Raw genomic sequence first — 26,564 nt, forward strand, 5'->3', positions numbered from 1 at the left:
GCGCGCTCCAGGCGAGCCGGCGCGAGGGCATGCCGCCATTTCCCGTGGCGAAGGACGGCGCTTTTGGCACCATCAGGCCAGACGCCGACGCCTCGGAGGCCGCTCCGGCTGCCGACGATCTTGCCTATGCCAGAAAGTCCGCGTTACCTCGTGGTGGCGGTCCTGCACCAAGGTGCAGAGACGATCCTCTACCGAGCGCGGCGCGCGGAGGACGGCCGGCCGGTGGTGCTCAAGGTCCTGCGGCGCGACCACGCGAGCCCGCGCGCCCTCGGCCGGCTGCACCACGAGCACGAGCTCGCCAGGGCGCTCGACACGACAGCCGTGGTCAAGGCCCGCGCGATCGAGGTGTTCGGCGATCAGGTGGCGCTGGTCCTGGAGGACTTCGGCGGCCGCTCGCTCGACCAGCTGCTCGATGGCGACGGGCCCATGCGCCCGATGCGCCCGATGTCGATCGAGCGCTTCTTCCCCCTCGCCCTCCGCCTGACCGACGCGCTGGCCGAGCTGCACCGCCATCGCATCATCCACAAGGACATCAAGCCCCAGAACCTGCTCTGCAACCCCGACACCGGGGAGGTGAAGATCACCGACCTCGGCATCGCCTGCCTGCTGCCCCGCGAGTCCCAGGACCTCGCCCGCGACAGGCTCATCGAGGGCACGCTCGCCTACATGGCGCCGGAGCAGACAGGCCGGATGAACCGCTGGATCGACGAGCGGACCGACCTGTACTCCCTCGGCGTCACCTTTTACCAGATGCTGACGGGCGCCCTGCCGTTCCAGGCCAGCGATCCCGTCGAGTGGGTGCATTGCCACATCGCCCAGGCGCCGCAGCCGCCGCAGGCGCTCGTCCCCTCGATTCCCCCGCTCCTGTCGGCGGTCGTGCTCAAGCTGCTCTCCAAGGCCGCCGAGGAGCGTTACCAGAGCGCCCTCGGCCTGCGCCACGACCTCGACCGGTGCTTTTCCCAGCTGCGGGCGACCGGCGCCATCGAGCCGTTCCCGCTCGGCCAGCGCGATCTCTCCGACCGGTTCCGGGTCCCGCAGCGGCTCTACGGACGCGAACGCGAGGTGGAGGCGCTGCTCGCCGCGTTCGAGCGCGTGGTCTCGAATGGCCGGCCGGAGCTCGCGCTCGTGTCGGGCTATTCGGGCATCGGCAAGTCATCGCTCGTCGCCGAGCTGCACAGGCCCGTCGTGCGCGAGCGCGGCTTCTTCCTCTCCGGCAAGTTCGAGCAGCTGAAGCGCGATGTCCCTTATCTCCCGTTCCTTCAAGCGTTCCGGGCGCTCTTGCAGGAGATCCTGGGCGCGAGCGAGGAGCAGCTCGAGCGCTGGAGGCAGCGCCTCCGCGAGGCCCTCGGCCAGGACGGCGGTCTGCTCACCGACGTGCTCCCCGAGCTCACGCTCCTCCTCGGCCCGCAGCCCCCCGTGCCCGAGCTCCCGCCCACCGAGGCGCAGGGCCGGCTGCACGCGGCGCTCCAGCGCTTCGTCGCCGCGTGCGCCCGGAAAGAGCACCCCGTTGCGCTCTTCCTCGACGACCTGCAATGGGCCGACGCGGCCAGCCTCCTCTTGCTCGAGCAGCTCGCCACCTACGCCGGGTCCGAGCACCTCCTGCTGATCGGCGCCTACCGCGACAACGAGGTCGGCCCCGCGCACCCGCTCCGGCTCACCCTGGCCGAGGTGCAGAAGCGCGGCGCCGCCGTCTCCGAGCTCGTCCTCGCGCCGCTCTCCGCCGCCCACGTCGGGGCGCTCGTCGCCGAGGCGGTCCACGCCCGAACCGACGAGGTCGAGCCGCTCTCGCGGCTCGTCTACGAGAAGACCGGCGGCAACCCGTTCTTCGTCCTCCAGTTCCTCTTCGAGCTGCACCAGGAAGGCCTCATCACCTTCGACGCCGAGCAGCGCGTATGGCGCTGGGACATCGCCGCCATCCACGACAAGGGCTTCACCGACAACGTCGTCGAGCTGATGGTGGGCAAGCTCAGGCGGCTCTCCATCCCGGCCCGGGACGCGCTCAAGCTCGCCGCCTGCCTCGGCAGCAACCTGGACCTCGACACCCTCGCGATCGTCGCGCAAAGGTCGGCGGAAGCGCTCCGCGGCGCGCTCGAGGAGGCCGTGCGGGAGGGGCTGCTCCTCCGACGGGACTCTGGCTACCGCTTCCTCCATGACCGGGTGCAACAGGCCGCGTATTCGCTCATCCCGGCCGAGCAGCTCGCCGAGGTGCACCTCTGCATCGGCCAGCTGCTCGTGAAGGCCCTGCGCCCGGGCGAGCGCGACGAGTCGCTCTTCGACGTCGTCGGCCACCTCAACCGCGGCGCCGCGCTCCTCCGCTCCCAGGTGGAGCGGGACGATCTCGCCGCGCTGAACCTCCGCGCCGGCAAGAAGGCCAAGGCCGCCGCGGCCTTCCAGTCCGCCGCCGCGCTCCTCGCCGCGGGCCTCTCCCTGCTCGCGCCATGCCGCTGGGAGACGCGGCACGAGCTGACCTATGAGCTGACCTTCGAGCGCGCGCACGTCGCGTACATCACCGGCGGCTTCGACGAGACCGAGCGGCTCCTCGAAGAGCTCATGGCGCGCGCGAGGAGCAAGACCGAGACGGCCGCCGCGGTCGAGCTCGCCGTCGCGCTGAACGTCACCCGAGGGCGACACGCTCGCGCGGTGGAGATCGGGCTCGCGTGGCTCCGCATCTGCGACATCGCGCTTCCGCTTGGCCCCAGCGACGCACGGGTCGACGAGGAGACCGAGCACGTCTGGCGGGACCTGGGCGATCGCGAGATCGCGGACCTGATCCACCTGCCCCCCATGACGCATCCGGAGATCGAGAGCGCGATGGGCGTGCTGAAGGAGGTGTCCCTCCCCGCGTTCTTCATGGACGCGAACCTGCACTACCTCGTCGTCCTGCGCATGGTCCAGCTCAGCCTGGGCCATGGCAACGCCGAGAGCTCCGCTGTCGCATACACCTTCTTCGCGAGGGTGATCGGCCCGAGGTACGGGCGATACCAGGAAGGATATCGGTTCGGCAAGCTCGGTCACGACCTGGCGCAGAGGAGCGGCCTCCTCACCACGAAATCGGTCGTGCTCACCATGTTTGGACAGCAGATCGTCTTCTGGACGCGCCATTACAGAGAGACGACTCCGTACACGCGCGCCGGCTTCAGCGCCGCGGTCGAGTCCGGCAACCTGAACGAGGCCTGCTACAACTGCATGTGGGCCGAGGTGTTCCCGCTGCTCTCCGGGGAGCCGCTGGAGGACGTGCTCCGCGCAGTCGAAGCGCGCCTCGGCTTCGTGCGAAGGGCCGGTTACGCGTTGCCGCACGGCGTCCTCCTCGGAATCTACGCCGTGATCCAGGCGCTGCGCGGGAGGCCGGTCCGCCTCTCGACCCTGGACGGCTCGGAGCTGGATCTGCCGGCCTTCGAGGCGTCGCTCGAGGAGGGGAACCCTCCGTTCGTCCGCGCCCTCTATTACAACTTGAAGGCGCAGGCGCGCTTCCTGATCGGCCCTCCCGGAGCGGCGTTCGCCGCGGTGACCCGCGGGCGCGCCGAGCACCCCTACAAGGTCGAGTCGAACGTCATCATCGCCGAGAGCTCCTATTACCTCGCGCTCTCGCTCGCGGCCCTCTCCAGCGAGGCCCATGAGGCGCGGCCCGCCCCGCGGGGGGACCCCCCCGAGGAGCTGCTCGAGTGCGAGCGGCAGCTCGGCGCGTGGGCCAGGAGCTGCCCCGAGAACTTCCTCCACAAGCACGCCCTGGTCCGCGCCGAGATCGCCCGGCTCCGCGGGCAGGAACCGCGGGCGATGCGGCTCTACGAGCAAGCCATCTCCTCGGCGCGGGAGAACGGCTTCGTCCAGCACGAGGCCATCGCCTGCGAGCTCGCCGCGGCGTTTTACCGCGCGCGCGGCCTCTTCACGTCCGCCGACGCCTACCTGCGAGAGGCCCGCGCCGGCTATTTTCGCTGGGGCGCCCACGCCAAGGTGGAGCAGCTCGACCAGCGCTACCCCTACCTCGCCCCGCACCAGCCGATCGCGCCCACCGTCACCTTCGCCGTGCGGGCCGAGCAGTTCGATGTCCTGTCGGTCGTCACCGCCTCTCAGAGCATCTCCGGCGAGCTCAAGCTCCCGCGCCTGCTGGAGATGCTGCTGCGCATCGTTGTCGAGCACGCGGGCGCCGGAGAGGGGGTCGTGCTCCTGGTCCGGGAGGATCGCCTGTCGATCGCGGCGGCGATCTCGACGTCCGGGGGCGCGGCGCGGCTGCTCGACGCGGGCGAAGCGGCGGCGACCGCGCTGCCGCGGTCGGTCCTCAACTACGTTCGCCGCAGCCACGAGCGCGTGCTGCTCGACGACGCCTCCGGCAGACACCCGTTCTCGGAGGACGACTATTTCAGGCAGAGCGGGCCGGGATCGGTGCTGTGCCTGCCGATCGTGCGGCAGGCGCGGCTGCTCGGCCTGCTCTACCTGGAGAACAGGCTCATCACCGGGGCGTTCACGCCCGGGCGGCTCACCGTGCTCGAGCTGCTCGCCTCGCAATCGGCCATCTCGCTCGAGAACGCCATCCTCTATACCGACATCGAGCAGGAGAACGCCGAGCGGCGCCGGGCGGAGCGGGAGCTCCAGGCCCACCAGAAGACGCTCCAGGCCATCGTCGACAACTCCGCTGCAGCCATCTACCTCAAGGATCGCGACGGCCGGTATCTGCTCGCCAACTGCCACGCGGAGAGCGCCGTCGGGCTGCCGCGCCATGAGCTCGTCGGAAAGACCGACGCCGAGGTCTTTCCTGCTTCGACCGCCGAGGTGCTCCGTGACAACGACAGGAAGGTGCTCGACGCGGGCGAGCCGCTGCAGTGCGAGGAGGAGATCTTGCTGGACGACGGGCCGCACACCTTCCTGTCGGTCAAGTTCCCGCTCGGCGAGCGGGTCATGCCCGGCGTGCTCTGCGGCATCTCCACCGACATCACCCAGCGCAGGCGGGCCGAGCTGGCCGAGCGTTTCCTCGCCGAGGCGAGCCGCAAGCTCATGGCCCTCGGCTACGGCGCCACCCTCGACAGCGTGGCGCCGCTCGCCGTGCCCGAGCTGGCCGATCAGTGTGTCATCGACGTGGACCTCGCTCGCGGCGCCCCGGGACACACGATCGCCGCGGGCGTGCCTGCCGAGCTCGCAGGGGCGGTGATCGACGCGCGGCAGCCGCTCTCGGCGGCGTCGCTGCAACGCCCCGAGGTGGGCGACGTGCGCGCCGCGCCCCTCCTGGAGCCGCTCGGCGTTCACTCCTTGCTCCGGGCTCCGCTCCTCGCGCGCGACCGGTGCTTCGGCGTCATGACCCTGCTGGCGACCGCGCCACGGCGCAGCTACGGCCCCGCCGACCTGTGGCTGGCCCAGGAGCTGGCGAGCCGCGCCGCGCTCGCCCTCGACAACAGCCGCCTGTTCACCGAGGCCCAGGAGGCCATCGAGCGCCGGAACGAGTTCCTCCTCGTCGCCTCGCACGAGCTCAAGACCCCGCTCACCTCGCTCAAGATGCAGGCCCACCTCCTCGCCCGGCTCCTGCCCCGCTTCCAGCGCGCCGAGGTCGCTCCGGAGCGCATCGACGCCGCGATCCAGGTCCTCGACCGACAGATCGCGCGCCTCGCCCACCTGGTCAACGAGCTGCTCGACGTCACCCGCCTCAACGCCGGCCGGCTCACCCTCGCGCGCGCCCCCCTCGACCTGGCAGCCATGACGCGCGAGGTCGTCGAGCGGATGCACCAGCAGCTCGACGACGCCTGCTGCCGCACCCAGCTCGAGCTGGAAGGGCCCGTGGTGGGCAACTGGGACGCTTCTCGCATGGAGCAGGTCCTCATCAACCTGCTGTCCAACGCGATCAAGTACGGCGCGGGGGCCCCCATTCACGTCGTCGTGCGCGGCCTGGAAGGCCGCGCGCGGCTGGTCGTCCGCGATCACGGCATGGGCATCACGGAGACCGACCAGGCCAGGATCTTCGAGCGCTTCGAGCGCGCCGTCTCCGCCCGCAGCATCGGCGGCCTGGGCCTCGGCCTCTACATCGTCCGGTGGATCGTCACCTCCCACGGCGGCACCATCCGCGTCGAGAGCAAGCCGGGCGCGGGCGCTGCGTTCATCGTCGAGCTCCCCTTGCGCCCGGCCGAGGCGGAGACGGCGGCCGAGGGCCAAGGGGCCCTGCTCCCATCGGCCTAGGCGCTCACGCGCTCACGCCAGCGCTTCCCGGGCCCATTGCACGCTCACGCGACGGCGCTGACAGGCGCTTTGCTCCTCTGATAAGGTGGTCCTCCTAGGAGACCGCCATGCCTCGCTTGAACCAGATCATCGCCATCGAGAAGGGCGTCAAGGCCCGCTCCCACCAGCGCCTCACCGAGGCGCACCACGCGCTGCAGAAGCCGGCGTTGCTCTCCGGGATCTCGCGCACCTACCGGTCGAAGGACGAGGAGGGCGAGCAGCTCCCGCCCGAGGCGACGAGGGTGCAGGCGAAGGCCGAGGACATCATCCGGAGCACCGCCGACATCCTGGGCGAGCTCTTCGACGTCACGGCCACCAAGGACTATGCGAACTGCAAGGCCCGCGCGGACGTGGTCGTCGACGGCAAGGTGCTTCTCACGGGGGCGCCCGTGACTTACCTGCTCTTCCTGGAGAAGCAGCTCGTCGACATGAACACCTTCATCAAGAAGCTGCCGGTGCTCGACGCGTCGGAGAGCTGGACGTTCGATCCCTCCGGGGACTCCTGGGCGACGGAGCCGGTGCAGACGGCGCGGACCAAGAAGATCCCCCGCAACCACGTCAAGGCCGAGGCGACGGACAAACACCCGGCGCAGGTGGAGGTCTATCACGAGGACGTGGTCGTCGGTTACTGGAAGACGGTCAAGTTCTCGGGCGCGCTGCCAGCGCGGCGCATCAACGAGCTGCTCGATCGCGTGGAGAAGCTGCAAAAGGCGGTCAAGTTCGCCCGCGAGGAGGCGAACAACCAGACGGTCGAGGAGCAGAAGGTCGGCGCCGCCGTCCTCGGGTTCCTCTTCGGTACCTGACGCGCACCTGACGCGCGCCCCCTGCCCCGGCCGCGCTTGCGCCGCGGCCGCCGGAGCGATATCGTGGCCGCGGAGTGCAAGTTGAAGCTCAAGCTCAGCTTGATGGGCTCGGCGCCCAAGCGCAGGTTCGAATCCTGCCCCCGCCACCTCATTTTCTCTCGCGGCGGGGTAGCCCAGCTCGGAAGAGGCAGCGCCGGCCCGTTCAATGGTCTCAAGCTCTCACTCCAGGCTCGAGCATTCGCCGCCGATCACCCAATCGAACGGGAGAAGGCTTGAATCGTCGGATGCTGGTTCAATTCCAGCCTGGCCAGCCCGCGCCGCGGTGAGGCGTCGCCTCTCCTCGCGCGGCGCCGGGGCGCTCCCGCCCCGGCGCGCGGTCCATGATGGCCGGTAGTTCAATGGCAGAACACGGCGGTGTAAGGACTGACCTTCGACCTTAAACGTGTGGGTGTGCGCAGATGGCGGCAAACCGAGGCCCGGGACTAGGCTACAGTCCCGGGTCTCACCTATTTCAGGGGTCTTCGGGTCGGGGGAGCATGCCCGCCTCAGGGCGCCGAGCACGGCAGCGGCCACGGCCCCGTGAGCCACGCCCTGGCGCGAGGCGCGGCGCGCCGGCATGCCTTTCTGCCACGCACGGGGCAGCACCGAGCCTTCGTGCCACAGGAAGGGGGCCACCTGGTTTGTAAATCGCCCTTGCTATCGCTGGGCCTCCATCGGGTACGTGACGTGCTTTCGGCCCTCATCCGTAACGAGGTCATCCTGGAGGGCTCCGGGCCGAGGGCGCCCCCTCGCGGCCGGTACCTGTCACTTCCGGAAAGGGTCGCTCGCATGGAGCTGCACGTCGCGCCTTTGCTCATCCTGCTGCTCGTCCCCTCGTGCGCCGAGGAAGGCGGCGTTCGGCCCATCGACGTCCAGGCCGGCTCCGGGGGAAGCGGGGGCGCGCCGCTGGACGGGGCCACGCAGGCGGGCGGCGGCGGCCAGGCTGCCGGCGCTGGCGGCGCTGGCGGCGCCGGGGGCTATACCCCGGAGGACGACAGCACCTTTCGGCCGGAGCAACGGCCGTTCTCCGACGATCTGCTCGAGCGGCTCCGGACGAGGCCGGGGTTCACCATCAGCGTGTTCGCGAGAGAGGCCGGCAACGCGCGCATGATGGAGCTCGCCCCTGGCGGAGGCGTGTACGTCACGCGGCCGACGCCCGGCGACGTGCTGCTCCTGCGCGACACCGACGGCGACGGGGCGGCGGACGAGGCGATGAAGGCGTTCGCGGGGGGCGCGGGCTTCGAGACCCTGCACGGCATCGCGCTCAGCGCCGACGGCGAGACCATGTTTCTGGCGACGGCGACGAGCCTTTACTCCGCCCGCATCAACGGAGACGGCCGGATCGGCGATCCGTTGACGTTGATCACCGATCTGCCCGACGGGGGACAGCACGGCAAGCGCACGATGCGCTTCACCCCCGACGGGGCGTCCCTTCTGTTCTCGGTGGGCAGCACCTGCAATGCGTGCGCGGAGACGAACCCCGAGCACGCCGCCCTGTTGCTCATCGATCCGTCCCTGGGCCCGCAGACGGAGCAAGATCGCGCCATCTTCGCCAAGGGCCTGCGCAACACCATCGGCTTCGACTGGTACCCGGGCACGGACGAGCTCTGGGGCATGGATCACGGCAGCGACCAGCGCGGCAACGTGGTGCCGCCCGAGGAGCTCAACAGGCTCGTCGCGGGCAAGGACTACGGCTGGCCTTATGTCTACTCGAGCGGCCCCGGCCAGCGCGGGATCGATCCCATCATGGACGACCCGCCCGACACGACGAAGGAGGAATACGCCGCCGCCACCGAGCCCGCGGTGAGCATCTACGACGCGCACAGCGCGCCCATCGATTTCCGCTTCTACACGGGCGACCTGTTCCCGGCCGAGTACAAGCACGACGCGTTCGTCGCCATGCGAGGCTCGTGGAATCGCTACCCCCCGGTGGGCTACAAGGTGGTGCGCGTCCTCTTCGACGACGAGACCCGTCAGCCAACAGGCTTCGAGGATTTCATCACCGGATGGCTCATCGAGGACGGCCACGCCCTCTTCGGCCGCCCAGCTGGCCTCGTCCAGATGCCGGACGGGTCGCTCCTGGTGAGCGACGACACGAACGGGGTCATCTACCGCGTCGCATACACGGGCCAGTGACGCGAGGCGCCTCGCGATCGGGGTAAGCTGCGGCGTCTCGCCCTCCAAGGAGCATCGATCGATGCCGCGTTCTGTGTGGCTGATGATCGCAGGCCCCGCGGGATGAAGCTGGGCGCAGCGCACGAGAGCGCCGGCGGCTCAGGCCCTCAGGAGGAGCTCGAACCCTTCGGCCACGAGCCCCTTGAACACGGTCGGCCCCGTCCGGCGGAACCCTAGCTTCTCCAGCACCCTGACCGACGCGACATTCTCGAGCATCGCGTGCGCGACGAGGCGTGAGAGCCGGAGCTCCTCGGCTGCGTACCGGATGCACGCGGCGGCCGCCTCCGTGGCGTAGCCTTTGCCCCAGTGCTTGCGAAAGAAGCGGTACCCGAGGTCCGCGACCTCGAGGTCGTCGTGCCACCTGAGGCCGCACCAGCCTAGCTTTTCCGCCGTCTTCCGGTCCGAGACGATGAACCGGCCCATGCGGAAGTCCTCGAACTGGCGCGCGAGCCGCGCGACGACCGCGCGCGCATCGTCCTCGCACGCGAACGCGGTATCGCCGGTGTAGCGGACCACTTCGGGATCCGAGTTCAGCTCCATCATGAACGGGACGTCCGACCGCCGGTGGGGGCGGAGGCGCAGGCGCTCCGTCAAGAGGAGGGCGTCATCGTCGGTGTCGAGGCCGGGCACCGGGCGATCTTACCCGGTCCGCCGCGACGGCGCAGCGCTCACCCATCACGGGGCGCCGGCGCGCATGGATCTGGCGCGCACCGGCAGGCGAGTCGAGGTGCGTACGCCACACGCGGGTGATGCGGCGCGTATCGGCGCGTCACGGTGGCCGCCGGCCATCGATGGTAGAGCCTGCCCGGTCGCTGGAGAGGATCGCGCTCGAGAGCGTATCGGGCGCTCCTGATGCCATGTCGGGCGCTCCTGAGGCCATGTCGGACGCTCCTGAGGCCATGTCGGGCGCTCCTGAGGCCATGTCGGGCGCTTTTGAATCGGTACCGGATGTTCCAGCGAAGCCGTGCTGCCGCGGCTTGACGAGCGCACCGCGTACTCGCCGCGCCGGTCCATCGGAGGCGCGCCGAGCGCCACCTCGCCGAGCGCCGCGTTCGCCATTTCCTGTCCCGTGCGCGGCCGTCTCCTGATTCTCGCGTTGGTGCTCCCTTCGCGCCCTTGCGTGCTCTCATGCGCGAGCTGCTGTCTTTCCACGCGTTCGCCCTGCTCTGCTCTCGATACCTGCAAATACCCCGGCTTTGCATGGAGGCGCGGCGTTCCCCCGCCGCGAATGCGAATGAACGCCGACTGCTCGACGGGCGTCGCGGCTGTCAACCCCTCCTCAGGGGCTTGGTGAACCGCCCCCATTAACTTAGGATCGCTCCAGACACAGCGGGTTGGCGACTGGAGCCTTCGAGCGCTGGCTGCACCTGATCACGCCCGCGTCGTGGCGTGGCCAGTCGGGTGCCGCACCGACGAATCGCCCTGACTTTTCGTGCCGGCAATTGGTGGGACTCTCATAGAGAAGTCGGTGCGGGGCACGGGCGGAGATCCGTCCCGGAGTCGGCCTTCGCCCGATTCACTCGCCTGCTGGGCTCCACCTCATCTGAACGCGGCTGTCTGCGGGATCGAGCGCATTGAAGCTCGGAATCGATAGAAAGGCGGAGTCACATGCGAAAGTATCGAGCGAGTGCGGTTTCTGCTGGAATCCTCGCCGGGTTTGCCGGGGTGATGGCCAGCGCAGGCGCGAGCTGGGCCGGCGATTCGCGAGACGTCAAGGCGGAGGCCGGGGCGTCCGACGAGGTCGGGCACCACATGCCCGGCAGGGGCAAGGGGTTCGTGGGACAGCAGTATCAGCAGTATCAGAAGGGGGAGCGCGGTCCCCAGGGGCCCATGGGGCAGCGGGGGCCCGCTGGGCCGCAGGGCGAGCGCGGTCCTCAGGGTCCGCAGGGGCCCAAGGGCGAGCGCGGCGAGCCTGGTCCGCAGGGGTCGGCAGGCGCCGCGGGGCTCATCGGTCCCCAGGGCCTCCAGGGCTTCAAGGGCGTCGATGGCGCGCGCGGTCCGCAGGGGCCCAAGGGCGAGCGCGGCGAGCCCGGCCCGCAGGGGCCGGCAGGCACCGCGGGGCTCATCGGTCCCCAGGGCCTCCAGGGCTTCAAGGGCGTCGATGGCGCGCGCGGTCCGCAGGGGCCCAAGGGTGAGCGCGGCCCGCAGGGGCCGGCAGGCGCCGCGGGGCTCATCGGTCCCCAGGGCCTCCAGGGCTTCAAGGGCGTCGATGGCGCGCGTGGTCCGCAGGGACCCGCGGGGCCCATGGGACCCAAGGGCGAGATGGGTCCTCAGGGGCCGGTCGGGCACACTGGCCTCCAGGGCCTCAAGGGCGCTGACGGCGCGCGTGGTCCGCAGGGGCAGGTAGGGCCCAAGGGCGAGATGGGTCCTCAGGGGCCGGTAGGGCCCAAGGGCGAGATGGGTCCTCAGGGCCTCAAGGGCGCTGACGGCGCGCGCGGTCCGCAGGGGCCGGCAGGGCCCAAGGGCGAGCGTGGCGAGCGCGGCCTCCAGGGCCCCGCAGGGCTCGTCGGTCCTCAGGGCCTCCAGGGCCTCAAGGGCGTCGACGGCGCTCCGGGCCTCAAGGGCGCTGACGGCGCGCGTGGTCCGCAGGGTCCCGCTGGACCCAAGGGCGAGATCGGTCTCCAGGGACCGGTCGGACCCAAGGGCGAGGTCGGTCCCCAGGGGCCCATGGGACTCAAGGGCGAGCGCGGCGAGCGCGGCCTCCAGGGCCCCGCGGGGATCGTCGGTCCTCAGGGCCTCCAGGGCCTCAAGGGCGCTGACGGCGCTCCGGGCCTCAAGGGCGCTGACGGCGCGCGCGGTCCGCAGGGTCCCGCTGGACCCAAGGGCGAGCGCGGCGAGCGCGGCCTCCAGGGCCCCGCGGGGATCGTCGGTCCTCAGGGCCTCCAGGGCCTCAAGGGCGCCGACGGCGCGCGCGGCCTCAAGGGCGCTGACGGCGCTCCGGGCCTCAAGGGCGCTGACGGCGCGCGCGGTCCGCAGGGTCCCGCCGGACCCAAGGGCGAGCGCGGCGAGCGCGGCCTCCAGGGCCCCGCGGGGATCGTCGGTCCTCAGGGCCTCCAGGGCCTCAAGGGCGCCGACGGCTCTCACGGCCTCAAGGGCGCTGACGGCGCGCGCGGTCCGCAGGGTCCCGCTGGACCCAAGGGCGAGGCGGGTCCCCAGGGACCGGCCGGACCCAAGGGCGAGCGTGGCGAGCGCGGCCCCGCGGGGACCGTCGGTCTCCAGGGTCTCCAGGGCCTCAAGGGCATCGACGGCGCGCGCGGTCCTCAGGGCCTCGCTGGACCCAAGGGCGAGCGTGGCCCCCAGGGGCCGACCGGAGCGCCTGGACTCGTGAAGATCCGCGTGGTCTCCGTGACGCGCGAGGCGCCGCCCACGAGCACGTTCGTCAACGTCAAGGCGATCTGCGACGCGGGTGAAGTCGTGATCAGCGGCGGATTCTCGATCTCCGGCGGCGCCCAGGCGACGAGCAGGGTGGTCGAGAACTCGCCGTTCGACCCCACCGAAGGCCGCGCGGGCTGGACATCGACCGCCGTGTTCGAGAGCGGCTTCGGCAAGAAGGCGCAGACGGTGTCGCTGACCACCTTCGCCGTGTGCGCCGAGCTGTCCGAGCGCTGATCCCGAGAGACCGGCGGGCCATGCTCGCGTGAGCACGCGCCCATCTCTCGAGCAGCTGTCCCCCGCCCGTCCACCGTGACCGCGAGGGCGGGGGACAGCTGGCTCCGCACCTCACCGGTGCTCCCCACACGCCGCACGCCGCACCGCGGCACACCGTGCCATCGCCGCACAGCCCCCCCACCTGCCGCACCGCTTGCACAGACACCGCGGTCCACCCGTGCTCCCCAGGAGCACGACCCGCGACGCCGCCGGGCCCAGTCGCAGCCCTCCCCTGAATCCCTTACACCGCCGGATCAGCGGCCCGCGGTCGCCAGAGCCGCCATCGCACGCACATTCACCCACAGAAGGCCACCCCCCTCAGCATCGCGGCATCGGGGGTGCAGATGTCCCGCCGGTACGCGTGAGGCAGCTTGCACGCTTTTCGCATGAATTCCTGGACGGTGGCCTGCGTGAACATCGGACGCTTCCACATTCCGAAAAAAATGCGCGGTTTCCGGCATTTCTGCCGGAACGTCGGCGTGGCATCGCTGCTGTCCTGGATCAGGGAGAGCCGCCCTGGCACGCACGTGAAGCCGCCGCGACGCTCTTTGTCACAGCTGTTGCCATCTGCCACAGGCGCGATCCCACGTAGTCAGCGGACGGGCCGATGAAGACATCCCCTCACGTCAATCCAGCGGTACCCGGCATATCGAGGAGACACACAGAGAAATCTCCTCGCCTCGTGGATGCTGTGGTAATTTGCCCCCCTCGGGACGCGGACACGAAGGAGGGGTTTCTCTCAGGTCGGACCACATGCGCCCGAAGCGCACCCGAGAGGGGAACCATGAGCATAGATTACGATATGAAGACCACCGAGCATGCGACGATGACCGGAGCACGCCGCGACCGTCTCGTGATCGCACACGTACTGAACTCCTTCCAGGTGGGCGGCGCCGAGCAGGTCGTGGTGGATCTGGCCGGGCTGCAGCGCGCCGCGGGACATGAGGTGATGGTCGTGGGCATCGAGACGAACCCCGACGGACCGCGCGCGGCGCAGCTCCGGGAGCGCGACGTCGCGGTGCACATGCTGCCGAAGCGCTCCGGCTTCGACCTCAAGCTCCCCGGGAAGCTCGCGGCGTTCTTCGCCACGCACGGTGTCTCGATCGTGCACTCGCACAATCAGCTGCCGCTCATCTACGCCACGGCGGCGGGCCGGCTGCACCGTGTGCCTGTGTGCCACACGCTGCACGGCGCCATGTTCGATCAGGGGCGCAGGGCGTGGCTGCGGCACATGGCCGCCAGGCTCGCCGACGCGCACGTGGCCGTGTCGCAGTCCACGGCCGACTTCATGCTGAAGCACAAAGAGGTACCGAGCTCGAAGCTACATGTGATCTTGAATGGAATCGACCTCTCCCGCTTCAGGCCGGACGCCGCGGCCCGGCACCGCATCCGGGCCGAGCTCGGGATCCCCGAGGACGCGTGGGTCGCCGGGGCGGTCGGCCGCCTGTCGCAGGTCAAGAACCACGCGCTCCTGCTCCGCGCGGCCGCGGCCGCGGGGATCCTGTCGGGCGACTCGGACAGCGCGCGCCTCCTCCTGGTCGGAGACGGGCCCGAAGCCGCCTCGCTGCGCGCGCTCGCCGGAGAGCTCGGCATCAGCGACCGCGTCGTCTTCGCAGGCGAACGGCACGACGTGCCGGGGCTGCTCGCCGCAAGCGACGTCTTCGTCCTGTCGTCGAAGTCCGAGGGTCTGCCGCTCTCCATGGTGGAGGCCATGGCCACGGGGTTGCCGGTGGTCTCGACCGCCGTGGGTGGCATCCCTGCCCTGATCGCCGACGGGGAGACGGGCTTCCTCGTGCCGTCGGACGACGAGGGCGCGCTCGCCGCCAAGCTCGCCGCGCTCAAGGCGGATCCCATGCAGTCCGCGGCGATGGGCAAGCGCGGAAGGAAGCTCGCGCTGCGGCGTTACTCGGCCGAACGCATGATGGCGAGCTACATGGATATCTACGAGACCCTCCTCGCCCGGCGCGAGTCGGAGCGGCGAGGCGTGCTGCGGCCGAGCGAGCTGCTCGCAGGCCTGAACGCATAACCCGGCGAGCTGCTCGCAGGCTCGCCCCCCATCACCCGGCGAGCTGCTCGCAGGCTCGCCCCACGATCCACACACCCAGGGCGAAACGCAAACAGCGCGGCAAGCGCGTGGCCCGCCGCCGGGGGCAGCCCGTCGCTGCCTCGGGCTCGCTTCACGGCACGCGAGGGATCGTCGAGCGCGCGCGCGCGTTCGTCGCGAGCGACGGCGGCGACGAGAGCGCCGCCGCCCGGGAGAGCCGCGCCTGGGGACGAGCCGAAGGCGGCCGTTCGTCCAGCGCGCCGAGGTCGCGCTGGTTCGTCGCCGGCGCGAGCGTGCTCCGGGGCGGCGGCACCAGCGTGCTCCGGGGCGGCGGCACCAGCGTGCTCCGGGGCGGCGGCACCAGCGTGCTCCGGGGTGGCGCGAGCGCGAGCGCGGCATGCGCCTCGCGCACAGCGGCCAGCATCGACCGCGCATCCGGCCAGCGATCCGCCTGCGCGAACTCGAGCGCGCGGTCCACCACCCGCACCACGGCCGGAAGCATCGACGGCGCGATCCGCGCGAGCGACGGAATCGGGCAGGTCATCCTCAGGAAGAACAGCTCGTTGACGGTCGGCGCCTCCTGGACGTATCGGTCCGTCAGCAGCGAGAACATCGTCGCGCCCAGCGCCCAGAGGTCCGTCCGCGCATCGACGAGATCCCAGCGCGCGCGGGCCTGCTCGGGCGGCATGTACGCCGGCGTGCCCATCGCGCGGAGCCCCACGAGGGAGGTTTGCCCCGAGGGGACCCGCAGGCGCGCGATGCCGAAATCGAGGATCTTCACCCCGCGCTCTCGCGTGAGGAAGAGGTTGTCAGGCTTCAGATCCCGGTGAACGACGCCCCTCGCGTGCGCGGCCGCGAGCACCTCCAGGATCTGCTCGCTCACGGAGAGGACCTCGGCCGGCGGGAGCGGGCCCCTCTGCGCCTTCCAGCGCTGGAGGAGGCTCTCTCCCTCGAGGAGCTCCATCACGAGGAACGGCGATCCATCCTCGGTCACGTCGTCCGCGATCACCGCGGCGACCCCCGGGTGATCGACGGTCTGCGCGATGGCCTTCTCGCGGAGAAACCGCGCGCGATCGCCCCGATCCCTCGCCCGCTCGGGGTGCAGCAGCTTGATCGCGACCCGCTGGCCCCTCCGGTGCGTCGCGGCATAGACGGCCGCCATACCGCCGAGGCCGATCAGCGCGTCCAGCCGCCACGCGCCGTTGAGCGACGTTCCCACCCGCGCCTGCGCTCTCTGGACGTGCGTGACATTCTCGAACTCCATCGCTGGTCCTCTCCGCACCTCGAGCCAACGGCTCTCCCGGCGCTCGCGGCGCAGGAGAGCCACTCTGTTCTGCGTTTCCCGTGTCCCGGCGGCGGCGCTACGATCGAATCCGCGCTCCACGACGGCAGGCCCGGGTTGCAGCTCGTCGGCACCGCGACCCGCCCGGCCGTCCTGCGTCACCGACACAGGAGCCGCATGGGGTGAGCGATATCCAGCAGCACGTCATTTCATGGAAAAGTTCAGCAAAACCTGAGCCACGCCGGCGCACCTGGAGCGCCGCGGTGAACGCGCGACCGCGTGGGGCGAATCGCCCCATGCGGCAAGATGCCCCGACCATTGTGGCGTCGCCAGACCTCGGCCCCGTCATCGCGAGGCTGCCCTCGGGTGTGCTCGGATGTGCTCGGAATCGTGGGGCCGCCATCGGACAGAATCGGATGTGCTCGGACGTAGCCTGTCACCCGCGCGGCGTCGGCCGCGCTCGATGAGCCTGGTGCTCTCGTGATCTCTCGTGGGACGAAGGTCACTCTCACCCCGGGGCGTGGGGAAGAGCGCCACGCTCACGCCCTCGCCGGGCTCATCCCTTGGCGTGGCTCCTGTCCTCCGCGCCGGGCTCGCTCGCGAGGGCGCGGGCTCAGTGGAGGCCCTTCATCGTCGGGTCACCCAGCTTGAACGCCGCAAGCGCTTGCCGGATGAAGGCGGGCACCGAGAGGTAGCTCTCGAGCGCGCCGCAAGCGCGGTTCGAGGAGCACGTGCATTTGTAGAAATCGCTGAAATCGTCGTCGTCCGCGTCGGCGTCCGCCTTGCAGCCGTCCACGCCTTCCCGCAGCACCTCGCCGTCGTCCGCGATGGCGGCGATCGTCGGATCCCACCGCACGATCGGCTGCCCGGTCTCCGGGTTCGGCTTCACCTTGTACCAGTCCGCCTTGCCGTCGCCGTCGAGGTCGGGCCCCGGCTCGGTGACATACGCCTTCGCCAGGAGCTCATTGCCGTACTCCAGGATGCGCGCGCCGATGCCCTTCTGCACGACCTTGCCAAAGACGGTCTCGGTCCCGTAGGCCTTCGCCACGAACACCTTTCCGGACGGGTGGTGGAGCTCGATCCGGTCCGGGAAGCCGGGGTCGGTGTCCGCCCCGGCCTCCCAGACGTGCATCATGTCCAGCCACTTCTGCTTCTCGTTCTCGGGCAGGTAGAGCAGGGTCCATGCGATGAGGAACTTCTGCTGCTCCCAGCCGATCTGCGGGTCGAGGATGGCGACCTTGGCCGGGGCCCGCGGGTTCCACGGCGCGCTGTCGGGCGCGCCATAGGAGCTGCAAACGATGCTCCCGGCCGCGGGGAAGCAGCTCTCCGGCCCGCTCTCGGCCCACCACGAGGTCCAGCCGAGCGCGCCGGCCGGATACCCGCTCGCGTCCCGGACCGGCCGGCCGCGCTGGTCCGCCTCGACGCGCACGCCCTTGAGGGCGTCGTCGCCCGTGAGGTTGTTGGCGAGCCAGCGGCGGTACCCTTCCGGGAAGACGTCGGCGAGCGAGACCGCCCGGTAGCGCGCGTCGAGGAAGTCGTGCCGCGAGTCGCTGATGAAGTTGTCGACCGACTCGGTCATCAGCATCGACACCCACGCCTTGTCGTAATAGGCCCCGGCGTTCATCGTGTACGACGAGTCGTACTCGCCCTTGTCCGCCGCGAGCGCGTTCTCGAGCGGCTTGCCCCCGACGGCGATGTCACCGAAATAGCCCGTCGCGCCGTTCGGGACGACCACCAGCGGCTCCCCTGGATCGCCGAAGACATCGCTCGATGACCGGAGGACGGCGTCCCCGTCCGGCAGGAAGTGCTCACCCGGCTGCGGGCGCGCCATCTGGAGCGCGAAGTGATCGAACGCGATCCCGGCCGCGAGCGTGTTCTCCTTGAAGAGGCTGTTCGCGGCCTGGACCCAGAACGTGTCGAAATCGTAGCCGCGGTCCAGCGCGAACTCGCGGTAGATGTTCATGATGAGCCCGAGGCCCTTCGCGCCGTCGCGCATCTTCGCGTTGTATCGGTTCAGGGTCCGCTCCGACGCCGCGCGCACGCTGAAGGCCTGCCGGCCGCGGCGGTAGTTGTCGAAGATGTGGTTCACCTCCTGCTGCGTGACGAAGAAATTGAAGAGCTCGTAGGCGTCCGCGCCGTTGTCGTGCCGGTACACGCTCAGGTTGCCGAGGTCGGCCCACCGGTCGGTCGCGAAGCCGTAAGGCAGGCGGGTCCGCCCCGCCGGGTCCACCGAGGGCCCCTTCACGTCCTTCGGCGTCTCCAGGGCGCGCCAGGTGACATAATCGACCTTCTGCTGCCGGCACCGCGTGGTCTTGCCGCCGATCGACACGAGCTGGCCGTCGAGCAACGGGTGCCAGACGCCGTCCAGCTCCTCGTCCCAGTCCGAGGGCACGTACACGCTCGGGTCGACCTCGACGCAGCTGCGCGGCGTGATCAGGTCGTACTTGCTCTGCAGCTCGGAGTAATGGATGTCCTCGTCGTCGTACTCGGGCTGGATGCCGAGGACGCCGCCGAAATCGTCGATCTTCGCGAGCACGCCCTTGCCGCGCGGGGTGGTCGCCTTGTAGCTCGGGTCGGCGTGCACGGCGACGGCATCGCCGTAGAACAAGCGGGCCGCGGCGAAATCATAGGCGCCGAGCCCGATGAGGTCCTGCGTGGGCTCGCCGGCATAATCCATCGTCGACGACTGCATGAACATCCAGATCAGGTTCTTCCGCTCGTTCTCGGTGACGGGGTCGTAATACCTCGGCCCGACGCAGGCCTCGCCGTCCTCCGAGAGCGTCTCGCACCGCGTCTTCACCCGTCCATTGCTCGTGCGGAGCTGCCAGTACTGCGGCCGGTAGCCCCAGGCGTCGGAGGAGCTCACGAAATTGTGCCGCAGCCCGACGGAGTGGCCCATCTCGTGGAGGATCACCGAGGTGTGCGCCCGCTGCGCGAGGTAGCGCCGCATGGCCTCGGCGCGCCGCGCCTTCTGCGCGGCGTCCCCCTCGCCGAAGCGCCCGTGCTTGCTCGCGAATTTCTCCTCGAGGAGGTCCGCCAGGTCGGCGGTCGCGAGCGGCGCCGGCGCCTCGTGCATCACGCACGCGCCGCGCTCGGCCAGCGCGATCTCCTTCAGGTTCCCGAGCTCGCGCCGCACGCTCGGGTTCGCCCCTCGGAGCGGCGAGGCGAAGCGCATCACCTCGTCCGTGAGCGGCAGCCCCTCGACGCCGGTGAGCGCCTGGATCGCCTTCGTCGTGAGCTCGGCCTCGAGCTCGGAGCCCGCCGCCGCCCTGCGGCGCGCCGCGTAGACCCCGCGCATGCTGTCGGGCGCCGTGGCGTCGGCCGCGATGCCGCGCACCTCCTTCGAGAGCCGCCGGAGGCTCTCGCGCAGCGCCGGGTTCTGCGCCATCTGGCCGGTGCCCTCGGTGACGGCCGCCTCGTCCACCCCGGCGGACCGGGCGATCCGCCGCGCCAGCTCCTCCCGCGTCAGCCGCGGCAGCGCGCCGCCCCTCGACGCGCCCTCGCTCGCCTGCGCCCAGTCCCGGACGTAATCGCCGTCGGTCACGTCTTCGGTCTTGAGCTCTCCCTTGATGTAGCGGGCCGTGTCCACGACGCCCTGGCTCCAGATGTCGCTGACGTGCGTCCAGACATTGATGCTCGCCGCGACCTTCTCGCCGGTGAGCGGGTCTTCCGAGTCGCTGTAGATGCCCCAGGCGGAGGGCGATTGCGGCGCCTCGAAGTTGTTGATCTGGTGATAGCGCAGGTCGCCGATCCGCGCGTTCAGCGCCTCGCGGCACGCCCCCATCAGCGCGGGGTCCCGCCCTGCTTCCTTGCGGCGCTCGTCGCTGCACATCCTGGCGGTCACGCCCGCCGGGAGCCGCGGACCGCCGCACGCCTCGGGGTCGGCCGCCTCGACGGGGCTGTGACAGAGCACGATCATCTCGGGCATCTTCGCGAGCGCGATGACGCCCCTCGAGTACCCGCGCCGCGCGCCGATCTCGTCGGCGAGGGCCTCGCAGCGCTGCCCCTCGCGCGCCGCGCCGCGCCGGCACGCGTCGACCTCGCGCGAGAGCGCGATGGCGTCGGCGTCATCGTCCATCTGCCCGTCGTAGACCGGGAACGCCTCGCCGCAGCGCGCCGCGTCCCCTTGCGTCCGGACGCACTCGGCGTACTTGGCGGTGACGACGGCGCTGCGCAGGGCGACGTCCCACTCGTGGGCCGCCATGTCCGTGGCGACGAAATAGTCGGGGTTGCTGTCCGAGGTGACGTACCACGCCTGCGGCACGGCCTCGCGCCGCTGGTAGGGCAGGGTGCACCGTTGCTTGAAGGTGTCGCACCGCGAGCCGGGCCCCACCGCCTCCATCCCTCCGTCCCGGGCCATCGAGGCCCCGGTGACGACCTCGCACTCGTCCTCGGTCCCGTTCCGGTCCTGGTCGCGGTGCGGATCTGCGCCGGCGGGGGTGGTCTCGGGGGTGAAGCACGGGATCTCGCCCGTCATGCTCTCCGGATCGTCGTAGTAGTGGCTGCGTTCCCAGATGTTGTAACGGGAGATCATGCGGTGCCACTTGGCGTCGCTCATGCCGTAGTTGCGGGCGTAGCCGAAGCGCTCTCGCACGAAGGCGCCGAACGCCCGGAACCGGTAGCCGTCCCACTCGGCCGGCTCGTAGTCCCGATCGACGACGCGCCGGAACGACTGCCGGAGGGTGATCTCGACGGGGTTGCACGATCCGACCGGCGCGGTCCCGCCCGCGAAGTCCGTGTCGAGCATGCAGGCCGGGAAGCTGTCGATGCCCCACCCGAGGTGGCTGAGATCGACGAGCTGGGGCACCGCGAAGGCCTTGTTGGTGACGTCGAAATACCCCTCCTCGGGGTCGAAATGGGGCGCGTCGGGGTGGCTCGGGTCGCTGACGTAGTAAGAGAGCGGCTCGTACTGCACGCCGCCGTAGACGCCGATGAGCGACAGCGTGTCGAAGTCGTAGGAGTCGACGTTCAGGTTCTTCGACCAGTCGACCCGCATGTACTCGCGCTCAACCCATGGACGGTCGGTCGTATTTTCGACGACGACGTTGCTCTCTTCCCCCGTCGCTCGGTTGTAATCGCGCTGGACGTCGAAGTGCGAGAGGATCTTGTAGGCGACGACCACGACGCCATCGTCCGTGGCGGCGCCGGCGCCCTTGCCGTCGCTGTCGTTCACGCGCTCGTAGGTGAGGCGCCCGAGCAGGAGGTCTTCCTGGATGATCCACTTGATGCGCGCGACATCGGCCTGAGCGTACGAGGAGGAGAAGAGCCCGTCCTGCGAGGCGCCGTAGCCCACGTCGACCACCGTGGTCCGCGCCCAGAACTCGGGATCGTCCTCCCTGCTCTGCAGATCGGCGCCGACGAAGAACGATTTCGCCAGCGCGTTCGCCTGAACCTGGCTGATGGCCGGCCGCTCCTCGGCGCAGCCCGCGATCAAGCTCACCGCTGCCGCGAGCAATGCCTGTCTCACAATCCACCTCATCGCAGAGTCCTCCTCTGGCAGCTCGGTCCCGAGCGCGCACGCCCCCATGAGAACCTCGGCCCGAGTCGCCGCGACGACCGCCCCGGTCGCGCGAGGGGCGTGCCTGCTCGCCCTCGCCGGCACCGCGGCATACCACGTACCACGCGCGCCACACCCTCGCCATTCCTGGCCAATTAACGGGCATTCAGCCCGCCCCCCTCTACCCCACCATCGGTCACCAACGTGAACGTTTACGTGGTCGTGGACGTTTACGTGGTCGTGGTCGTGGACGTGGACGTGGACGTGGACGTGGTCGTGGTCGTGGTCGTTCACGGCCTGCCGTTGACGACCACGACCACGACCACGACCACGTAAACGTAAACGTTCGGAGGTAGGAGAACGCAGCGCGAAGCTTGGTTAACGTCCAGGATGGCCCCGGCGGCTCGGCGCGAGCTTCTCCCCCGTCGACCCCTCGCCTCGCTCGCGAGGCTGCGGTATTCGACCACCTCACCCGATCGGGAGGACCGCAGTGCCTGACGGAGACGTCCTGCTCTCGAACACCGACGGCACCATCCTGGCGCAAGGCCCCGCCGTGCTCGTCTGCGAGTGCCGTGGCGACGGCCTGGACCTCGCCGTCCGTCGCGTCGCCGCGTTCGCGCTCGTCGCCTCGCTCGTCGTGGCGGGCATCGTGGCGGCGCGCGCGGCCCCCTTTCCCATCCTCTTCATCGCGGGGACGTGGACGGCCGGAGCCGCCGCCGCGCTGCTCGCCGTGCGCCGGCGCCGCCGGCTCCACGGGCTGTTCCGCCTCGACTTCGAGCGGGACGAGCTCATCCAGGACGGCCGTGGCTTCCGGCGGATCCTGCCGATCCAGGCGATCGTCGGCGTCTCGACCCCGCCGGCCTCGGACACGGACGTCGACGAGCCGGGCCTCGCGCCGCGCTGGCTGCTCCTCCACCTGTCGACCGGGGAGCAGCTGCGCCTGGGCAGGGCGCCCGCCTACGCGCTCGGCCCCGCGCTCGCCTTCCTCAGGCGGGCCGGCGTCGAGGCGTGAGGGGCGCGCCCGCCGCCGGCCAGCGCCGCGCCGTCAGGGCCTCGGCAGGCTGGGGTAGGCCGGACCGAAGTCGTTGCGGACGTCGCGGACCGTCGAGAGGTACGGCGTCTTCACTGTCTCGTCCCGGTAGATCGGCCTGACGACGCACGTATCGCCTCCGCACTCCCCCGCTTCGGGGAAGATCACGTCGGCGACGAGCCAGAACCTGTCGCCTGAGTCCTCCGGAACGAAGGCGACGGGCACCTCGGGGTCGTAGAAACCCGTGGGCCCGAGGTCGGCCCCGAGCTCGCCGTTGCAGTAGATCTTGACCCGCGGGTGCACGTCGAATGACACGCTGCCCCCGAAGTAGTGCACGGCGATGCGCATCCAGCTGGCCTTGGGCGGGAAATCGACGTTGATGTTCTCGGGCGCGCAGAAGGTCGGGTCGTCCGGGTCCGTGGTGCGGTGGGCGCAGGAGATGTTGTCGAGATCGAGCCGCGGGCTATGGCACCCCTTGCCGTGGGCGCGCCAGTCGTCCCCCACGCCGCGAGGCGCGTAGAAGCAGCTGTTGTTGGTCTCCTCCGGATCCAGGTACCAGTTCACCGGCTCGGGGGGCGTCGCCGTGTCGCTGAACCACGTGATGGCCGAGCCGCCCGAGAGGCTGTCGAGCGTGCAGTTCCCGTAGCCGCACGCGGCGCTGGAGCCGCCGACCGTCCAGGGCTGCATGTTGTCCGGCTTGTGGAGGTAGAGGTCCATATCCACGCTGGCCGGCTCGTGCTCCCACTCGAGCTCGACGCGGAGGCCGCGGGCGCCGACGAACAGCGGGTAAACGCAGCTCGCGGTCTCGCCGCTCGCCAGGCTCTTCGTGTACGTGACCGTGTACTCGCCCGACTGGAGCGGCTTGAAGTCGTCCGCCGGCCCCTGCCCTCCCACCGAGGGGCACGGGTTCACGCCCGGCGGGCACGTCACCGTCCACACCTCGGAGTCCGGACGCGCGTCCTCGCTGAACGAGCCGGTGCCCTCCTTCAGATCGACGGTGGCGAACGGCGCCGCCTGGAGCGCGTGGCAGCCCGCCACGTCGTTCCGGTGGCAGTCCTGGTCCGCGTGCACGCCGCCGACGCAGGGGCCCCACGTGCCCGTCTCGTCGCAGATCTGGGTCCCGGGGAAGCACCCCGGGCTGTGCCGGAACGACGGATCGCCGCGGAAGCAGGAGTGCGCCTGCCCGGCGATGCACCCGCAGCTCTCGTCGATCAGCCCGTTGCAGTCGTCGTCCAGCCCGGCGTGATCGACGCCGAGCTCATCGACGCCGCACAGCTCCGTCGGACCGCAGGCGCTCCCGCACGGGTTGATCGTCACCGGCAAGCCCTCGGGCGCCCCTGCATCGATATCGCCGAGGAAGCCGCCGTAGCCTTCCGAGTCGCCAGGCTGGGCCGTCGCCCCGCCGGCGCCGCCCGCCCCGCCGGCGCTGCCCGCCTCGTCGGCGTGCGAGCTGCCGCCCGTCGTCAGATCGAACGTGAGCCGCTTGCCTTCCGCGCTGCAGCCGGCCGCGAAACCGGCGCCCGACGCCGCGATCGCGATCACGACGGGGAGCACGGAGGAGACACGAAGACGAGACATGATACCTCCACTTGGAGACCTAGACGCGGTGTCGCGGCGGCCTGCGCCCGCTCCGCGCGACGGCGAAGCGCGCCGTGCACCAGGCACGACAGCGTGAAGCAAAGCGGATACCGGTGTCCCCAGCGCGCGCGAAAGCGCGGCTCGGGACGGCAGATCTCGGAGCCCCGACCCTCATCGAGTAATAAGGACTACTGCCATGCAGACTCAGCAGGGTGAGTCGCTGGAGGAGGACTCCCTAGCACGGACTCCGGCCGGCGATGGCCACAATGAGCCGCCTTCAGCCGGCGAGGCGCGCTCTCGCCAGATGCGGAGTCAGGCGAACCACCAGCTCACCCGAGGAGTCAGAGAAATCATCCTCCGACAGATCACCACGAAGCTTGCCTTGCTGGCCGGTGTGGCGTTGCGCCTCACGGCTTCCGCGCGCGGGGCGAGGTGGCGCCGGCTGAGCTCGTGCGCTCGCGCCGGCGCGTTCGCGGGCGCTGACGTCGCGAGGCCCTGGCCATCGCGGTGATCTGGAGGCGGGTCGGGCGCGCGGCGCGCGCTTTCCAGGCGGGTCGGGCGCGCGGCGCGCGCGCCTTTCAGGGCAGCGTCGGGTAGGCGGGACCGAAGCTCGCCTCGACGTCGTCCCGCGTGGTGAGCAGCGGCGTCTTCGCGCTGGCGCTCTCATAGAGCGGCCGCACGACGCAGGCCGCCTGGCCGCACTCGTCCGGCTCTGGGAAGAGCACGTCGGCGACGAGCCAGAACATGGTGCGTCCGTCCGTGGGCTTGAACGCGACGGGCCGCTCCGGGCTGTAGAACCCCGCGGGCCCCAGATCCGCCCCGAGGGCGCTGTCGCAGAAGATCTTGATACGGGGGTGAATATCGTGCTTCACCATGCCCTCCTCATAGTAATGCACGCCGATGCGCATCCACTGACGCTTCGGCGGATAGTCGAGGTTGATGTTCTCCGGCGCGCAGAAGCTTCTGTGATCGGGATCAGTCCGGGTGGGGTCGCACCCCCTGTTGTCGAGGTCGATCCGCGGGTTGTGGCAGCCAAGACCGTTCGCCTTCCATTGCTCCCCCACGCCCCGAGGGGCGTTGAAGCAGCCATTGTTGCCGGGCACCGGGTCGAGGTACCAGTTCACGGGGTTCGGCAGCCTCGCGCTGTTCAAGAACCAGCGGATATCCGAGGGCTCCGGTGACTTTGTCGCGAAGTGCGAGATAGCGCAGTTGTTCCATCCGCAATCCACCGACGACCCCAGCATTTTCCAGGGCTGCGTGTTGTTCGGCCTGTGGAGGTGCAGATCGAGATCGACGTCGCCGACGTCGTGCTCCCACTCGAGCTCGACGCGCAGGCCGCCCGCGCTGACGAAGAGCGGGTACTCGCAGCTCTGGGTAGCGCCGCTCGCGACGCGCTTCCTGTACGTGACAGTGTACTCGCCCGACTGCAGCGGCTTGAAATCGTCCGCTGGGTCCGAGCCGGTCACTCCGGGGCACGGGTCGACGCCATCGGGGCAGTCCACCGTCCACAGCTCGGATCCCGCGAGCGCATCCGCGCCGAACGCGCCAATGCCTGCCTTGAGGTCGAGGTTCGCGAAGGGCGACGCCTGCATCGGGCGGCACGGAGCGCCGCTATCCATATGGCAGTTCTCGTCGGCGTGCACGCCGCCGACGCACGGGCCCCAGGTGCCGGTCTCGTCGCAGAGCTGGGTGCCAGGAAAGCAGCCCTCGCTGTTCCGGAACGACGGATCGCCGCGGAAGCAGGAGTGCGCCTGACCGGGGATGCAGGCGCACGTCTCGTCGATCGAACCATCGCAGTCGTCGTCCAGGCCGAGGGTCGCGCCGGTACATAGCTCCTTGTCGCCGCACGCGCTCCCACAAGGGTTCACCATCACATCGCTGTGCGGCTCCTGCCCTCCATCGAAGTCGAGGAACCCACCCAGCCCGTCGCCTCCGCCGGTCGTGCCGCCCGCTCCCGCGCCTGATTCGTCAGCTCCGCTCGAGTCGAGCACGTTGGACGAACCCGTCGCGCTGCAGCTGGCCGCGAAGCCAGCGCTGGACACGGCGGCGCCAACCACGATGAGGAGCGAGAAGGAGAACCGACGTCGACCCATGACACCTCCGCTTGGGGATCCTCGATGCCGCGACAAAGCGGGCTCACACCCCGCTCGACACCCCGGCATTCCAGGAGCTCACGCGAGTGTAGCAAAATCAGCAAGCGACAATCGCACTGCAAGCGCGACAGAAGAATGTCGCTCGCTCACCGTGCGCTGCTGTCAATCCACGAGCGG

At 70.3% G+C, this 26,564-nt stretch carries 13 protein-coding genes; 7 read left to right on the top strand and 6 right to left on the bottom strand.

All coding sequences use genetic code 11. The features are described 5' to 3' along the window. Positions 1–126 precede the first annotated feature (126 nt). From WME82_RS29860 to WME82_RS29870, 3 genes are all read left to right on the top strand, one after another. Positions 127–6,159, top strand: coding sequence for an AAA family ATPase (locus WME82_RS29860; protein WP_438038083.1), 6,033 nt, complete (start codon positions 127–129; stop codon positions 6,157–6,159). Between the two features lie 107 nt (positions 6,160–6,266). After that, positions 6,267–7,001 carry a DUF7873 family protein gene (locus WME82_RS29865; RefSeq protein WP_437739911.1) on the top strand — a complete coding sequence of 245 codons (735 nt, stop codon included), beginning with the start codon at positions 6,267–6,269 and terminating at the stop codon, positions 6,999–7,001. 828 nt (positions 7,002–7,829) lie between these two features. Further along, positions 7,830–9,176 carry a PQQ-dependent sugar dehydrogenase gene (locus WME82_RS29870; protein WP_438038084.1) on the top strand — a complete coding sequence of 449 codons (1,347 nt, stop codon included), beginning with the start codon at positions 7,830–7,832 and terminating at the stop codon, positions 9,174–9,176. 138 nt (positions 9,177–9,314) lie between these two features. Here WME82_RS29870 and WME82_RS29875 read toward each other — a convergent pair whose 3' ends face one another. Further along, on the bottom strand, positions 9,315–9,845 hold the full coding sequence (locus tag WME82_RS29875) for a GNAT family N-acetyltransferase (RefSeq protein WP_437739912.1): 531 nt from the start codon (positions 9,843–9,845) through the stop codon (positions 9,315–9,317). A gap of 978 nt (positions 9,846–10,823) precedes the next feature. Between WME82_RS29875 and WME82_RS29880 the strand changes: the two genes are divergently transcribed. After that, positions 10,824–12,824 carry a collagen-like protein gene (locus WME82_RS29880; protein WP_438038085.1) on the top strand — a complete coding sequence of 667 codons (2,001 nt, stop codon included), beginning with the start codon at positions 10,824–10,826 and terminating at the stop codon, positions 12,822–12,824. Between the two features lie 334 nt (positions 12,825–13,158). On the opposite strand, the gene WME82_RS29885 is transcribed toward WME82_RS29880, so the two are convergent. Continuing rightward, positions 13,159–13,437 (bottom strand): hypothetical protein, encoded by a 279-nt coding sequence (locus WME82_RS29885; protein ID WP_438038086.1) that lies wholly within the window; start codon positions 13,435–13,437, stop codon positions 13,159–13,161. 228 nt (positions 13,438–13,665) lie between these two features. Here WME82_RS29885 and WME82_RS29890 point away from each other — a divergent pair, with 228 nt between their 5' ends. Continuing rightward, positions 13,666–14,889, top strand: a complete 1,224-nt coding sequence (locus WME82_RS29890; protein WP_438038087.1) for a glycosyltransferase — start codon at positions 13,666–13,668, stop codon at positions 14,887–14,889. A gap of 151 nt (positions 14,890–15,040) precedes the next feature. Here WME82_RS29890 and WME82_RS29895 read toward each other — a convergent pair whose 3' ends face one another. Together WME82_RS29895 and WME82_RS29900 are read right to left on the bottom strand one after the other, a co-directional pair. Next, positions 15,041–16,171 (bottom strand): protein kinase domain-containing protein, encoded by a 1,131-nt coding sequence (locus WME82_RS29895; RefSeq protein WP_438038088.1) that lies wholly within the window; start codon positions 16,169–16,171, stop codon positions 15,041–15,043. Positions 16,172–16,802: 631 nt separating this feature from the next. Further along, complete coding sequence (locus WME82_RS29900; protein ID WP_438038089.1) at positions 16,803–21,668, bottom strand: hypothetical protein; 4,866 nt, start codon at positions 21,666–21,668, stop codon at positions 16,803–16,805. Between the two features lie 222 nt (positions 21,669–21,890). Between WME82_RS29900 and WME82_RS29905 the strand changes: the two genes are divergently transcribed. Both WME82_RS29905 and WME82_RS29910 read left to right on the top strand, forming a co-directional pair. Further along, the gene (locus WME82_RS29905; RefSeq protein WP_438038090.1) at positions 21,891–22,022 is read left to right on the top strand and encodes a hypothetical protein; all 132 of its coding nucleotides are present in this window, start codon (positions 21,891–21,893) and stop codon (positions 22,020–22,022) included. 154 nt (positions 22,023–22,176) lie between these two features. Further along, positions 22,177–22,698, top strand: a complete 522-nt coding sequence (locus WME82_RS29910) for a hypothetical protein (RefSeq protein ID WP_437850583.1) — start codon at positions 22,177–22,179, stop codon at positions 22,696–22,698. 33 nt (positions 22,699–22,731) lie between these two features. Here the strand turns inward: WME82_RS29910 and WME82_RS29915 are convergent, their stop codons facing one another. Both WME82_RS29915 and WME82_RS29920 read right to left on the bottom strand, forming a co-directional pair. Further along, the gene (locus WME82_RS29915; protein ID WP_438038091.1) at positions 22,732–24,294 is read right to left on the bottom strand and encodes a hypothetical protein; all 1,563 of its coding nucleotides are present in this window, start codon (positions 24,292–24,294) and stop codon (positions 22,732–22,734) included. Between the two features lie 578 nt (positions 24,295–24,872). Next, on the bottom strand, positions 24,873–26,387 hold the full coding sequence (locus WME82_RS29920; RefSeq protein WP_438038092.1) for a hypothetical protein: 1,515 nt from the start codon (positions 26,385–26,387) through the stop codon (positions 24,873–24,875). Positions 26,388–26,564 lie beyond the last annotated feature (177 nt).

Origin of the sequence: Sorangium sp. So ce128 (genome assembly GCF_051525245.1) — a bacterium.
In the GTDB taxonomy this organism is placed as follows: domain Bacteria; phylum Myxococcota_A; class Polyangia; order Polyangiales; family Polyangiaceae; genus Sorangium; species Sorangium cellulosum_B.

Bases quoted from the DNA above. Each gene is read 5' to 3' on its own strand.
- WME82_RS29860 (WP_438038083.1), top strand. From the start codon at position 127: ATGCCAGAAAGTCCGCGTTACCTCGTGGTGGCGGTCCTGCACCAAGGT.
- WME82_RS29865 (WP_437739911.1), top strand. From the start codon at position 6,267: ATGCCTCGCTTGAACCAGATCATCGCCATCGAGAAGGGCGTCAAGGCC.
- WME82_RS29870 (WP_438038084.1), top strand. From the start codon at position 7,830: ATGGAGCTGCACGTCGCGCCTTTGCTCATCCTGCTGCTCGTCCCCTCG.
- WME82_RS29880 (WP_438038085.1), top strand. From the start codon at position 10,824: ATGCGAAAGTATCGAGCGAGTGCGGTTTCTGCTGGAATCCTCGCCGGG.
- WME82_RS29890 (WP_438038087.1), top strand. From the start codon at position 13,666: ATGAAGACCACCGAGCATGCGACGATGACCGGAGCACGCCGCGACCGT.
- WME82_RS29895 (WP_438038088.1), bottom strand. From the start codon at position 16,171: ATGGAGTTCGAGAATGTCACGCACGTCCAGAGAGCGCAGGCGCGGGTG.
- WME82_RS29900 (WP_438038089.1), bottom strand. From the start codon at position 21,668: ATGAGGTGGATTGTGAGACAGGCATTGCTCGCGGCAGCGGTGAGCTTG.
- WME82_RS29915 (WP_438038091.1), bottom strand. From the start codon at position 24,294: ATGTCTCGTCTTCGTGTCTCCTCCGTGCTCCCCGTCGTGATCGCGATC.
- WME82_RS29920 (WP_438038092.1), bottom strand. From the start codon at position 26,387: ATGGGTCGACGTCGGTTCTCCTTCTCGCTCCTCATCGTGGTTGGCGCC.